Annotated in this window: 11 protein-coding genes; 6 read left to right on the plus strand and 5 right to left on the minus strand. The window is 57.8% G+C overall.

Annotation, left to right across the window (positions count from 1 at the left end; all coding sequences use genetic code 11):
• Positions 1–14 precede the first annotated feature (14 nt).
• Positions 15–1,469, plus strand: coding sequence for a tRNA uracil 4-sulfurtransferase ThiI (gene thiI / locus BKP64_RS16685; RefSeq protein ID WP_070972664.1), 1,455 nt, complete (start codon positions 15–17; stop codon positions 1,467–1,469).
• Positions 1,470–1,473: 4 nt separating this feature from the next.
• Here the strand turns inward: thiI and BKP64_RS16690 are convergent, their stop codons facing one another.
• The gene (locus BKP64_RS16690) at positions 1,474–2,487 is read right to left on the minus strand and encodes a histone deacetylase family protein (protein ID WP_070972666.1); all 1,014 of its coding nucleotides are present in this window, start codon (positions 2,485–2,487) and stop codon (positions 1,474–1,476) included.
• 172 nt (positions 2,488–2,659) lie between these two features.
• Between BKP64_RS16690 and BKP64_RS16695 the strand changes: the two genes are divergently transcribed.
• Together BKP64_RS16695 and uvrD are read left to right on the plus strand one after the other, a co-directional pair.
• The gene (locus BKP64_RS16695; protein ID WP_070972668.1) at positions 2,660–4,111 is read left to right on the plus strand and encodes an NAD-dependent succinate-semialdehyde dehydrogenase; all 1,452 of its coding nucleotides are present in this window, start codon (positions 2,660–2,662) and stop codon (positions 4,109–4,111) included.
• A 237-nt stretch (positions 4,112–4,348) separates the two neighbouring features.
• A complete protein-coding gene (gene uvrD, locus BKP64_RS16700) occupies positions 4,349–6,514 on the plus strand; it encodes a DNA helicase II (RefSeq protein WP_070972670.1) in 2,166 nt (721 codons plus the stop codon).
• Between the two features lie 231 nt (positions 6,515–6,745).
• On the opposite strand, the gene BKP64_RS16705 is transcribed toward uvrD, so the two are convergent.
• The 3 genes from BKP64_RS16705 to arsH all read right to left on the minus strand — a co-directional run bounded on the left by BKP64_RS16705 (position 6,746) and on the right by arsH (position 9,476).
• Positions 6,746–7,543 carry an undecaprenyl-diphosphate phosphatase gene (locus BKP64_RS16705; protein WP_070972672.1) on the minus strand — a complete coding sequence of 266 codons (798 nt, stop codon included), beginning with the start codon at positions 7,541–7,543 and terminating at the stop codon, positions 6,746–6,748.
• A gap of 129 nt (positions 7,544–7,672) precedes the next feature.
• Positions 7,673–8,743: an ACR3 family arsenite efflux transporter gene (gene arsB, locus BKP64_RS16710; RefSeq protein ID WP_070972674.1), complete on the minus strand. Its 1,071-nt coding sequence runs from the start codon at positions 8,741–8,743 to the stop codon at positions 7,673–7,675.
• Between the two features lie 10 nt (positions 8,744–8,753).
• A complete protein-coding gene (gene arsH / locus BKP64_RS16715) occupies positions 8,754–9,476 on the minus strand; it encodes an arsenical resistance protein ArsH (RefSeq protein ID WP_070972676.1) in 723 nt (240 codons plus the stop codon).
• Positions 9,477–9,566: 90 nt separating this feature from the next.
• Between arsH and BKP64_RS16720 the strand changes: the two genes are divergently transcribed.
• Genes BKP64_RS16720 through arsJ form a run of 3 tightly spaced genes read left to right on the plus strand, consistent with a single transcriptional unit; the run spans position 9,567 to position 12,576 of the window.
• Positions 9,567–10,331, plus strand: a complete 765-nt coding sequence (locus BKP64_RS16720; RefSeq protein ID WP_070972678.1) for a metalloregulator ArsR/SmtB family transcription factor — start codon at positions 9,567–9,569, stop codon at positions 10,329–10,331.
• A 45-nt stretch (positions 10,332–10,376) separates the two neighbouring features.
• The gene (locus BKP64_RS16725) at positions 10,377–11,381 is read left to right on the plus strand and encodes an ArsJ-associated glyceraldehyde-3-phosphate dehydrogenase (protein WP_070972680.1); all 1,005 of its coding nucleotides are present in this window, start codon (positions 10,377–10,379) and stop codon (positions 11,379–11,381) included.
• 1 nt (position 11,382) lies between these two features.
• The gene (arsJ, locus tag BKP64_RS16730; protein ID WP_070972682.1) at positions 11,383–12,576 is read left to right on the plus strand and encodes an organoarsenical effux MFS transporter ArsJ; all 1,194 of its coding nucleotides are present in this window, start codon (positions 11,383–11,385) and stop codon (positions 12,574–12,576) included.
• A gap of 69 nt (positions 12,577–12,645) precedes the next feature.
• Here the strand turns inward: arsJ and BKP64_RS16735 are convergent, their stop codons facing one another.
• The gene (locus BKP64_RS16735) at positions 12,646–12,888 is read right to left on the minus strand and encodes a thioredoxin family protein (protein ID WP_070972684.1); all 243 of its coding nucleotides are present in this window, start codon (positions 12,886–12,888) and stop codon (positions 12,646–12,648) included.
• Positions 12,889–12,928 lie beyond the last annotated feature (40 nt).

Here is a 12,928-nt window from a genome sequence, read left to right on the forward strand (position 1 = left end):
ATAAATCTCAATCTATGAAAATTCTGATTCGTCCCGCTCCTGAAGTCGCTATCAAGAGCAAGCCCGTTCGCCGTCAGCAGATGCGCCATTTACGGCAGAACATTCGTAAACTTCTGGCGCGCCTGGATCATGACATCGTTGTTGATGGCAGTTGGGATCGTGTGGAGGTGGAGTACCCGGATGACCGTGGCCTTTCCGGTTCTGTTATTGAGGCACTGATGCGCATTCCGGGCATTTCCACCATTCAGGAAATCGGTGTATTTCCGTTTGTCAGTGTCGATGATATTGCCGAAAAAGCCGTGGAAGCTTTCGCCCACCGACTGAATGGAAAAACCTTTGCTGTTCGCGTCCGGCGCCACGGTGATCACAACTTCCGGTCCAACGATCTGGCGCGCGAGGCTGGCGCGGCTCTGATGCAGGCATCAGAAGCCACCGGTGTTGATCTCAAGTCGCCACAGGTGGAAGTGCGGATCGAAGTGCGGGACCAGTATTTCCACATCGCCCACCGCAGGCATCGGGGCCTTGGTGGCTATCCGCTGGGCAGTGTAGAGAATGTAATGACACTTGTTTCCGGGGGGTATGATTCCACTGTTGCTGCCTACCTGATGATGCGCAGGGGGCTGCGGAGCCATTTCCTGTTTTTCAACCTCGGCGGCGCTGCCCACGAAGTTGGCGTACGACAGGTTGTCCACTACCTTTGGGACCGTTACGGCGCCTCCCACGGCGCCAAGTTTATCTCTGTGCCCTTTGATGGTGTGGTTACCGAAATCATGCGTTCAGTGAATCACCGTCACTGGGGGGTGGTATTGAAGCGCCAGATGCTCAAGGCTGCCGCCGAAATCGCCAAAACCAACAATGTTGCAGGCCTGGTTACCGGTGACGCTGTCGCCCAGGTGTCAAGCCAGACCCTGACCAACCTTAATGTGGTGGACCGGGCCAGTGACGAGGTGGTTTTACGTCCGCTGATCTCCATGGACAAGGAAGCCATCATCAATATCGCCCGTGAGATTGGCACCGAGCCTTACGCCCGGACCATGCCGGAGTATTGCGGCGTTATTTCACAGAAACCGGCAACCCGGGCCAGACTCCACAGGGTCGAAGAGGATGAGGGCGCGATGGATCCGCTTGCGTTGGCCAATGCCTTGGAATCCCGTGAAGAAACGCCGGTAAACCGCCTTCTGGAAACCATCAAGACGCCGGAAGAGGTCGAGTTGGTGCAAACGCCGGGTGTTGATGACGTCATTATCGATGTGCGCCACCCGTCTGAGGGTGAGCAGTCACCTCTGACGCTCACCAGTAACGACGTGATTGAGATTCCTTTCTATGAGTTGCGCCAGCAGGTTCCGCTACTGCCCGACAATCGCCAGTATCTGCTCTACTGCGACCGTGGCACGATGAGCCGTATGCACGCCGGACATCTCAGGGCGGAAGGGCACGAGAACATCAAGGTTTACGTGCCTCCCTCCTGACTACTTATCCGGCCAGTCCCTTGAAAAACTGCTGGACGTTCTCACTGAGGGTGTCCAGGTCGTAGCCACCTTCCTGTACCACAAGCGTTGGCAAGCCAAGTTGGCGTATGTGTGTGCTTAACCGGCAGAAACCTTCGGAAGATACTGACACTTTTGCTTGAGGGTCGTTTTTGTAGATATCGAAACCCAGGGGAAGGATCAGGGCATCCGGCTGGTACAGCTTGATTGCGGCCAGAGCCTCGTCCAGCTTGTCAAAAAAATCATCTTCGGACGAACCGTGGGGCATCGGCAGGTTGATGTTGTAACCAAAACCGTCGCCTTCACCCCGTTCGTTTTCATAGCCGGTCACGACCGGGTAAAAGTTCGTGGGATCACCGTGAATCGATATGTAGAGCACGTCGCTGCGGTCGTAGAAAATCTCCTGAATGCCCTGGCCGTGATGCATGTCGGTATCGAGTATCGCAACGCGCGGGAAACGACTCTTCATGTGTTCGGCGGCAATGGCGGCGTTGTTCAGATAACAGAATCCTCCGGCAGCGTCTTTCCTGGCATGATGACCCGGAGGACGGCAAACGGCATAGGAGGTGCGGTCGCCGGCCATCAGTGCATCGGCAGCGCCCAGGGCGGACTGGGCCGACCAGTAAGCCGCATGCCAGGTATTTTCGCCAATCGGGCAACTGCCGTCAGCCTGATAACGGGCGGCCTCAGCCAGAATGCCCGTCAGGTGATTGGGGGACCGGACGAAGATATTCGAGATAACCTCTTCGCCCCAGTCGTCCATTTTCATCCAGCGCCGATGGGCCGATTCCAGGAATCGGAGATAGCCCAGATCATGTACCTTTGAGATCGGTGCTGCGCCCTGATCTGATGGCTGCAGAACAGATACCCCCATTTCCTTCAAACCTTCCAGCATCTGGCCGGTGCGGTCAGGTACCTCCTGGGGCTGGCGCATCTGCCCTCGGGTGAAGTAGGTCTTGGGAATATGCTGATCCTGAGCGGGATGGAAAAACGCTTTCATTATCCGACCTCGTTGATTATTGATGCTCCGAGTATAGGCACAGTCGGAGGGTGATCAAAAGCCTGGCCATTGACTTTACAGCCAGTGATTCAGCATCCACTATGGAAGACATATTCAACGGACGCAACACTGTCCCGCTAGGGATAACGCAACCTACAGGAGAGGAGTCGAGATGATCGAGTCACCACTGCTGGAAAAGCTGACTGGCTACATCGGCGGTCGCTGGACTGATAATGCACGGGGCAACACCTTTGATGTCTACAACCCGGCTACGGGTGAGGTGATTGCGCAGGCGGCCTCCATGTCTGAGGATGAAGTACAGGCTGCCGTGGCTGCAGGTAAGTCGGCGCTCCGACTAACGAATCCCTATTCGATCGAGACCCGCAGGAAATGGCTGGAGGATATCCGGGACGCGCTCAGGGCCAATAAGGAAGAAGTGGGGCGCATCCTGTGTATGGAACACGGTAAGCCGCTGCAGGAAGCCCAGGGCGAGGTCGATTACGCGGCCGGATTCTTCGACTATTGCTCCAAGCACATTCAGGCTTTGGATGCCCATACTATCCCGGAAAAGCCCAAGGATTGTACCTGGACCGTTCACTACCGCCCGGTCGGTGTCACCGGTCTGATCACACCGTGGAATTTCCCGATTGGCATGATTGCCAAGAAGCTGTCGGCGGCGCTTGCCGCCGGATGCCCATCGGTGATCAAACCTGCCAGTGAGACTCCGCTCACTATGGTTGCCCTGTTCAGCCTGATGGACAAGCACACGGACATGCCGGATGGCATGGTAAACCTGGTCATGGGTAAGGCCAGCGTCATCGGAAAGGTTCTTTGCGAGAGCCCGGATGTGCCCATGCTGAGTTTCACCGGCTCAACCGAAGTGGGCCGCAAGCTGATCGTTGATACGGCCGAGCAGGTCAAAAAGCTGGCTCTGGAGCTGGGTGGCAATGCGCCATTCATTGTCTTCGATGACGCCGACCTGGACGCGGCCGCTGACAATCTGATCGCCAACAAATTCCGCGGTGGCGGGCAGACCTGTGTCTGTGCCAACCGGATTTTCGTGCATGAAAAAGTGGCCGATGCCTTTGGCGAGAAGCTCGCTGAACGGGTGAACAAGATGACCGTCGGTGACGGCATTAACGCTGATGTGGATATAGGGCCGCTGATCAACAAGGCGGGCTTCGATAAGGTGAAGCGACACCTTGAAGACGCGCTGGAGCAAGGTGCGGGTCTGGTAGCGGGTAAAAAACCCGAGGAACTTGGCGATGGCCTGTTCTTCCCGCCGACCGTGATCACCGGTGTTAACCGTGACATGTGCTGCTACCGTGAGGAGACTTTTGGACCGCTGGTGCCCATGGCGCTGTTCCGGACCGAGGAAGAAGTCATTGAAGCCGGGAATGACACTGAATTCGGACTTGCATCCTATGTATTCACCGCGGATGCCGAGCGCGCCCAGCGCGTTGCGGCGGGCCTGCGCTTCGGCCATTGTGGCTGGAACACCGGAACTGGCCCCACGCCTGAAGCTCCGTTCGGTGGCATGAAGGCCTCCGGCATTGGCCGTGAGGGTGGTCTGGAAGGTCTGTTCGAGTTCGTAGAAGCGCAAACAGTGCCCAGAGGCTTTTAACAGAACAGCTTTCTCTCAAACACGGAAAGCGCGAGGGCGGGGCCCTTTTCAGGACTGTGTGGCCAGGGATGGCCACACCCAAGCGCACATGGATGTGCTCGTAGCGTGTCCTGGAAAGGGTCCCGCCCTCGTGCGACTCGCCATCAGCAAGAGGGCTAACCCAAGCCCGCGGAAATCCGTTTTTTCTCCTGTTATACTTCCACTCCTGTTTATTTAACCAGTAGCGAACGTTTCCCTATGGATGTCTCCCACATTATCGATCCTCTCAATGATGCCCAGCGTGAGGCCGTCACCGCCCAGAATGATCACCTGCTGGTGCTGGCGGGCGCTGGCAGTGGCAAGACACGGGTGCTGGTGCACAGGATTGCCTGGCTGATGACGGTTGACCGGGTGCCGCCGACCGGGATTCTCGCGGTGACCTTCACCAACAAGGCCGCCAAGGAAATGCGCTACCGCATCGAGCAGATGATGGACATTCCGGCCCGGGGGCTGTGGTTTGGTACTTTCCATGGCATTGCCCACCGTCTGCTGCGCGCGCACTACCAGGACGCCGGGTTGCCTGAGAATTTCCAGGTGCTGGACAGCGACGATCAGCTGCGAATGGTCAAGCGAGTCATGCGGGAGAACCAGATTGATGAGAGCCGCTGGCCACCGAAGCAGGCCCAGTGGTTCATCAACAGCCAGAAGGACGAGGGGCTGAGGGCGGATCATATTCAGGACAATCCGGGCGATCACTTTACCTCGACCATGCTTAAGATATACCGCCAGTATGAAAAACTCTGCCAGCAGGGTGGCCTGGTGGATTTTGGCGAGCTTTTGCTCCGCTCCCATGAGCTCTGGCTGCACCGGCCTGAATTGCTGGCGCATTACCAGAAGCGTTTCCAGCATATTCTGGTGGATGAGTTCCAGGATACCAACACGATCCAGTATGCCTGGTTGCAGGTTCTCGCAAGTAATCGCGTGCCACTGACGGTGGTGGGCGACGACGACCAGTCCATCTACGGCTGGCGTGGCGCTAAAATCGAGAATATCCAGCAGTACCAGCGGGATTTTCCCAATGCCCGGCTGGTGCGGCTGGAGCAGAACTATCGCTCCACCCAGATGATTCTGAAGGCGGCCAACGCAGTCATTGCGAACAATCAGGGGCGGTTGGGTAAGGAACTCTGGACCGACGGACCGGACGGTGAGCCCATCAGCTTATACGCTGCGTTCAATGAGCAGGATGAAGCCAACTACATCGCCGACAGTATTTCCGCCTGGGTAATGGACGGTAATTTGAGAAGTGAAGCTGCGATCCTTTACCGCTCTAACGCCCAGTCGCGGGTGCTGGAGGAAGCCCTGATGCGCCAGGGCATTCCATACCGGGTATACGGCGGCCTGCGGTTCTACGACCGCCAGGAAATCCGCAACGCACTGGCCTACCTGAGGCTGGTGCAATACCGCCGGGATGACGCCGCCTTTGAGCGGGTGGTGAATGTGCCGCCCCGGGGAATCGGCGCCAAGAGTCTGGCGGAACTTCGGGAATTCGCAACCGAGCAGAGTATTTCGCTCTGGGAGTCGGCAGAGCGCTTGCTGGAAGCCGGCCAGGTAAAGGGGCGGGCAAAGACCGGATTGCAGTCGTTCATAGCGATCATTGAGGGCTTGTCAGGCATGGCGGGCGATGCCTCTCTGCAGGGCCTGATGAAGCAAACGATTGAAGACAGCGGTCTGAAGGGTTATCACGCCAGCGAAAAGGGTGAAAAGGGGCAGGCCCGGGTCGAGAACCTTGAAGAGCTGGTGAACGCTCTCTCTGATTTTGAAGTGGAAGAGGGCCTGGATCCACTGTCGGAATTCATTGCTCAGGCTGCTCTGGATGCTGGTGAATCCCAGGCAGAAGCCCATGAAGACAGCGTGCAGTTAATGACCCTGCATTCCGCCAAAGGCCTCGAATTTCCTCTGGTGTTCCTGGCCGGAGTTGAGGAGGGGTTGTTTCCCCACGGTATGTCGTTGGAAGAGCCAGGGCGAATGGAAGAAGAGCGTCGGCTGGCCTATGTGGGGATCACCCGGGCTATGAAAAAGCTGGTGCTCACTTATGCCGAATCCCGCCGTCTCTATGGCCAGGAGAAATTCAATGCGTTATCCCGGTTTGTTCGGGAGATCCCGGCTGATTGTCTGCAGGAAGTGCGCCTGAGAAATACCGTCACGCGGCCGGCCATGGTTCAGCGGCCCAATGAAGGCCTGTTCAGTCAGGACTCGGCTAAACAGTCCGGCTTCAGCCTCGGGCAGCGGGTGCGTCACCCCAAGTTTGGCGAGGGTATCGTTATGAACGCTGAGGGAACCGGGCATCATACGCGGGTGCAGGTGAACTTCGATGACGGTGCCAAGTGGCTGGTGCTGGCTTATGCGCCCCTGGAAGCCTGTTAGTTTCGGGGGGCGCACAGGGTTGGGTAGGCCTTTCCAAAACACGCTCCTAGCGGCACCCCTCCGGGGTCCGGACTGCAATCACAGATTGCAGTCGTTCGGCTGTCGCATGAAGCTTCGCTTCATAAGCGCTCGGCCTCACCCATGTGACGCTTGGGCTCCGCCATCCATGGCTCCGCACAGTTTTGGAAAGGCCTACCCAACCCTGCGCTTCAGACAGAGTGCTTGCCGCCTTTACATCAGAACTGCGTAAATAACCCCTGCCAAAACAATCCTGTAAATAACATACGGCCACATGCCCACCTTGTTGAGCCACTTCAGGAAGAAGTGGATAGCGGTGATGGCCATCAGGAAAGATGTTACGCCGCCGATCAAGAAACCACTCCAGTCCACGACAACATCCGACGTTGCGACTTCCAGGAGTTTCACACCCCCCGCCAGCACGATGATGGGAATCGCCAGCAGGAAAGAGAACCTGGACGCGGTTTCCCGGGTCATGCCGAGGAACAGGCCGGCGGTGATGGTAACGCCCGAGCGGGAGGTGCCGGGAACCAGGGCCATGGCCTGGGCAATGCCGACCAGTGCAGCGTCTTTCCAGTTGAGTTTGTCGAGCGTGCGCTGGCGTTTGGGTAGCCAGTCGGCGAGGCCGAGCAGCAGACCGAAGAACAGAGTGGTGAAGAAGATAACTTCCACCGCCCTCAGTTCATTGTCGATCATATCCAGCAGGGCCAGACCTGCCAAACCCGCCGGGATGGTGCCAATAACCAGGTACCAGGCCAGGGCGCCCTGGCCAACAATTTTCCGGCGACTGACTGAAATCAGGCCGTCTCTCGCAATGCCGAAAACATCCTGTCGAAAATAAAGCACCACCGCCAACAGCGTGCCAAAGTGCACTGACAGGTCGAAACCTACGCCCTGATCATTCCAGCCGAAGAACACCGGCGTGAGGATAAGGTGGGCGGAGCTGGAAATTGGCAGGAATTCGGTCAGTCCCTGGAGAAGGCCAAGGAAAAGAGCCTGGAAAACGTCCATTACGAGGATTCCGTTAGAGTCAGTGCGTCAGAATTGTGGCCGCGATATTAGCAGGGTGGGGGTGGGCTGAACAGATGATGCCCTTGATGCCAGTGCCGGGATATTTCCTTCGGCACTGGCAACATGGCTTCATTCGGGAAAACGGTCCCGGGTCTTGTTGGCAATACGGACAAGAACCAGCATTAGCGGCACTTCCACCAGCACACCAACCACTGTGGCCAGCGCTGCGCCGGATTGCAGGCCGAACAGTGCGATGGCCGCGGCCACGGCCAGTTCGAAGAAGTTGCTGGCGCCAATCATGGCGCCCGGTGCTGCGATGCAATGGCGTACTTTCCACAGCCTCGCCCAGCCATAGGCCAGGAAGAAAATCAGGAAGGTCTGAACAATCAGTGGCACGGCAATCAACACGATGTGCAGGGGATTGTTGAGGATCACTTCCCCCTGGAAGGCGAACAGCAGCACCAGGGTTACGATCAGCGCCGCCGGGGTGACCGGGCTGAGCCGCTTCATGAAGACATCGTCGTACCACTGCTGACCGTGGCGCGAAATCAGGGCGCGACGGGTCAGGTAGCCGGCTGTTAGCGGAATCACGATGTACAGGACGACCGACAGCAGCACGGTATCCCAGGGCACCTGGATGTCGGAAATGCCCAGCAGGAAAACAACAATCGGTGCGAAGGCAAACAGCATGATGATGTCGTTCAGGGATACCTGCACCAGGGTGTAGGCGGCATCGCCTTTGGTCAGGAAGCTCCACACGAACACCATGGCGGTGCAGGGCGCTGCACCCAACAGGATCGCCCCGGCCAGGTACTCGCTGGCCAGTCCCGGCGCGATCCATGGCTCGAACACCACCATCAGAAAAAACCAGGCAATGGCAAACATGGTGAAGGGCTTGATCAGCCAGTTGACGATGGTAGTGATCGCCAGGCCTTTCGGTTCTTTCCGAACACCGACCACCGCACTGAAATCAATCTGCGCCATCATCGGGAAAATCATCGCCCAGATCAGAATGGCGATGGGGATAGAGACCTGCGCGTATTCGAAGCGGGACAGAGTCTCGGGCACTACGGGCGCGAACTGGCCGAGGGCGACGCCGGCGATGATGGCCAGAGCCACCCACACCGACAGGTACCTGCCGAACAGGTCCATGCCTTCGCCGGAGCCTTCCGCCTGGGTGATTTCGGTATTGCTGCTCATTGCCTTTCCCTCACATGGACCGCTGGTTGACGCGTTTGGAGACTTCTTCGGCACTTTCCACCCGCTCGGAATACCGGTCGGTCAGGTAGTCACTCCGGTCCCGGATCAGCAGAGTGAATTTCACCAGCTCCTCCATCACATCGACGATGCGATTGTAATAGGGCGAGGGTTTCATGCGGTCGTTCTCGTCAAACTCCATAAACGCCTTGGGCACCGACGACTGATTCGGGATGGTGACCATCCGCATCCAGCGCCCCAACACCCGCAGCTGATTGACGGCATTGAAGGACTGGGAGCCGCCACAGACCTCCATTACGGCCAGGGTCTTGCCCTGGGTGGGACGCATGCCGCCAATGGACAGCGGGATCCAGTCAATCTGGGTTTTCATGATGCCGGTCATGGCGCCGTGACGCTCTGGTGAACACCACACCATGCCTTCAGACCACTGGGCCAGATCCCGCAATTCCTGCACCTTGGGGTGAGAGGCATCTTCCGCATCGGCCAGAGGCAGACCCCTTGGGTTAAATACCCGGGTTTCCGCGCCCATGGCTTCGAGCAATCGGGCAGCCTCTTCAACGGCCAGTCGACTGAACGAGCGTTCCCGCAATGAGCCATACAGCAACAGAATCCGTGGCGGATGTGACGCCGGCTTTGCCTTGAAGAGCTGGCCCGTTGTTGGAGCGTTGAATAATTCCGGTTCGACGTTGGGGAGGTCCTGGTCCTGGGTGCTCATTTTTTGCCGGATTCCTTTACTCGTGGAGATGCCGGATCTATTATGCACAAAAACAGATATGCATGAAATCAAATATACGGAATCTGGGATATGAAACGCCGCGTTTTGTTCGTCTGTACCGCCAACAGTGCCCGTTCCCTGATGGCAGAAGCCTTGCTCCGGGACATTGCCGGAGACCGGTTTGAAGTGGCCAGCGCCGGCACCGAGCCAACCAGGCCCCACCCGATGGCACTGCAGGTGCTTGAGGAAGCCGGCATCTCCACTGAAGGATTGCATAGCAAGCAATTGGCCGATGTGCAGGGGCAATACTGGGATTACGTGATCACCCTGTGCGAGAAAGCCGCGAACGAGTGCGGTACGGTCTGTCAGCCTGCCCAGCAGATTGCCTGGGATTTTGCCGATCCGGTGCCGGCAAACCGCCACGCCACTTTTGCCCTTACTCTCAAGGAAATCAGGGAGCGCATTGCGCTGTTCGCACTGGTACATCAGAAAGAAACCGGCCCGAAACCCGCCAGCTATGACCCGGTCACGGTGTTCAAGTCACTGGCCGACGAGTTCCGTCTTGCGGCGCTGTTAATGATCCGCAGCCAGGGGCAACTCTGTGTCTGCGAACTTACCGAAGCCTTTGAAGCGCCCCAGCCAAAGGTCAGCCGGCATCTGGCGACGTTGCGGGACGCTGGCCTGCTGGCCACGGAGCGTCGGGGTCAGTGGATCTATTATTACCTGAGCCCGGGCATTCCGCAGTGGCTGGCCCGTGTGCTGGATGAAATCGCCAGCCATAACGGCCGTTTGATAGAGAACCCGCTTGCACGGTTACAGGCCATGGCAGGCCGCCCGTCTGTCCAATGCCTGTAATCCTCACGCGGTCTAATGTACGAACAGTTTCATCAGGAGCACACCATGAGCAAGATCAAAGTAGGCATTAATGGATTTGGCCGAATCGGTCGTCTGGCCTTGCGGGCCGCCTGGGGCTGGCCAGATATGGAGTTTGTGGCCATCAACGACCCGGGTGCCGATGCCGCCACACTGGCCCACCTGCTTAACTTTGACAGCATCCATGGTCGCTGGGGCCAGGAAGCCATTGCGGACGGAACGGACATCGTCATCGAGGGCCAATGTATTCGGGTGACTCACAACCGCGCCATCGGTGAAACCGACTGGTCCGGCTGCGATCTGGTGATCGAGGCCAGTGGTGTGAACAAGAAGGTCAGCGCCCTGCAGGCTTATCTGGACCAGGGTGTGAAACGGGTAGTGGTCACGGCACCGGTGAAGGAGGCGGGGGCCAAGAACATTGTGGTTGGTGTGAACGATGATATTTTCGACCCGGCCAAAGACCGTATTGTGACCGCCGCCTCCTGCACCACCAATTGCCTGGCGCCGGTGGTGAAGGTGATTCATGAAAAACTGGGTATCAAGCACGGCTCCATCACCACCATTCACAGCCTGACCAACACCCAGACCATTATTGATGCGCCCCACAAGGATCTGCGCCGGGCGAGGGCCTGCGGCAGCTCATTGATTCCCACCAGCACCGGCTCGGCGACGGCGATTATCGAAATATTCCCGGAACTGAATGGGCGCCTCGATGGCCACGCCGTGCGCGTGCCGCTCACCAATGCGTCGCTGACCGACTGCGTGTTTGAGGTGGAGACACCGACCGACCGTGCAGCGGTGAATCAGTTGCTGAAAGAAGCCGCTGAAGGTGAGCTCAAAGGCATCCTGGGATACGAAGAGCGCCCACTGGTGTCCATTGACTACAAAACCGACCCGCGATCGTCCATCGTCGATGCCCTGTCCACCATGGTGGTCAACGGCACCCAGGTGAAAATCTACGCCTGGTACGATAACGAGTGGGGCTACGCCAATCGCACCGCCGAACTGGCGCGCAGGGTGGGTGCTGCCTGATATGACGGCTGCCATCCGACAGTACCTGGTGATCACCGGCAACTACTGGGCCTTCACCCTCACCGATGGCGCCCTGCGGATGCTGGTGGTGCTGCACTTCCACCAGTTGGGCTATTCGCCCCTCGAAATCGCCCTGTTGTTTATCTTCTACGAGTTCTTCGGGGTGGTGACCAACCTGGTCGGCGGTTACCTGGGCGCCCGCATGGGGCTGAACCGCACCATGAATATCGGGTTGTTCCTGCAGATCGTGGCGCTGGGCATGCTGGCAGTGCCGGCGGCGATGCTCACGGTACCCTGGGTAATGGCGGCGCAAGCGTTGTCCGGCATTGCCAAGGACCTGAACAAGATGTCCGCCAAGAGCGGCATCAAGTTGCTGGTACCGGATGAGCATCAGGGCAAGCTTTACAAATGGGTAGCGATCCTGACCGGATCCAAGAACACCCTGAAGGGTGTCGGATTTTTTCTCGGCGGCGTGCTGCTGATGACAGCCGGCTTCACGGGCGCGGTGGTCTTCATGGCCGTTGCTCTGGGCCTGGTTTGGTTGGCGAGCCTGTTCCTGCTCAAGCAGGAGCTGGGAAAGAGCAAAGCCAAACCGAAGTTCAGAGAGATCCTGTCAAAAAGCCGTGCCATTAACGTGCTATCGGCGTCGCGAATGTTCCTGTTCGGCGCCCGGGATGTGTGGTTCGTGGTCGCACTTCCGGTGTACCTGCATACGGTGTTCGGCTGGGATTTCTGGAAAGTGGGCGGTTTTATGGCCCTCTGGGTTATCGGTTATGGCTTTGTCCAGACGATCGCGCCTCGTGTTACCGGTAGTATGAAAGGGAAGCAATCGGCAGTGCTCTGGGCTACCACTTTGGCGCTGATCCCGGCCGGGATTGCCGTGGGCTTGATGGCGGGCTGGTCGCCACAGGTTGTGATTGTTGGTGGATTACTGCTGTTCGGGGTGCTGTTCGCTATCAATTCCTCCCTGCACAGCTACCTGATTGTCAGCTATGCACGGGGAGATGGCGTGTCGTTGGATGTGGGTTTTTACTACATGTCCAATGCTGCCGGCCGGCTTCTTGGTACCATCCTGTCTGGCTGGATTTACCAGTCCTATGGGCTGGGAGCCTGTCTGTGGATATCCGCCGGGCTGGTGGCAATAGCAGCACTGTTATCCCTGATGCTGCCGGAGAGGCGGCCCGTGATGGCCTGAATGAAAGGCACCCTTCGCTTTCGTGGGTTCGGTGCCCGTCGAGTGATTGCCATTCGCGAGTTCAGCCGTTCAGTTTCCGGCGTCGAACCAGCCAACAATCTTGTCGTGCTCCGGAATGGAGCCGCTATGAACCAACTTGCCGTCAACCGCCACAGCTGGCGTCGACATCACCTGGTACTCCATGATTCTGGCCGGATCGGTAACTTTTACCACGTCTACTTTCTGGCCAAGCTCACGGGCAACCGTCTCAATCTTTTCAGCAGTGTTAACGCATTTTTTGCAACCGGTACCAAGCACTTCGAAGGTTTTCATAGTCGTTCTCCTGTCAGATACGGCTTTCAGTCACTGATAG

Origin of the sequence: Marinobacter salinus (assembly GCF_001854125.1) — a bacterium.
Taxonomy (GTDB): Bacteria; Pseudomonadota; Gammaproteobacteria; order Pseudomonadales; family Oleiphilaceae; genus Marinobacter; species Marinobacter salinus.

Coding starts and splice junctions, on each gene's coding strand:
- BKP64_RS16690 (WP_070972666.1), bottom strand. CDS start 2,487: ATGAAAGCGTTTTTCCATCCCGCTCAGGATCAGCATATTCCCAAGACC.
- BKP64_RS16735 (WP_070972684.1), bottom strand. CDS start 12,888: ATGAAAACCTTCGAAGTGCTTGGTACCGGTTGCAAAAAATGCGTTAAC.
- BKP64_RS16705 (WP_070972672.1), bottom strand. CDS start 7,543: ATGGACGTTTTCCAGGCTCTTTTCCTTGGCCTTCTCCAGGGACTGACC.
- arsB (WP_070972674.1), bottom strand. CDS start 8,743: ATGAGCAGCAATACCGAAATCACCCAGGCGGAAGGCTCCGGCGAAGGC.
- BKP64_RS16695 (WP_070972668.1), top strand. CDS start 2,660: ATGATCGAGTCACCACTGCTGGAAAAGCTGACTGGCTACATCGGCGGT.
- BKP64_RS16725 (WP_070972680.1), top strand. CDS start 10,377: ATGAGCAAGATCAAAGTAGGCATTAATGGATTTGGCCGAATCGGTCGT.
- arsH (WP_070972676.1), bottom strand. CDS start 9,476: ATGAGCACCCAGGACCAGGACCTCCCCAACGTCGAACCGGAATTATTC.
- arsJ (WP_070972682.1), top strand. CDS start 11,383: ATGACGGCTGCCATCCGACAGTACCTGGTGATCACCGGCAACTACTGG.
- thiI (WP_070972664.1), top strand. CDS start 15: ATGAAAATTCTGATTCGTCCCGCTCCTGAAGTCGCTATCAAGAGCAAG.
- uvrD (WP_070972670.1), top strand. CDS start 4,349: ATGGATGTCTCCCACATTATCGATCCTCTCAATGATGCCCAGCGTGAG.
- BKP64_RS16720 (WP_070972678.1), top strand. CDS start 9,567: ATGAAACGCCGCGTTTTGTTCGTCTGTACCGCCAACAGTGCCCGTTCC.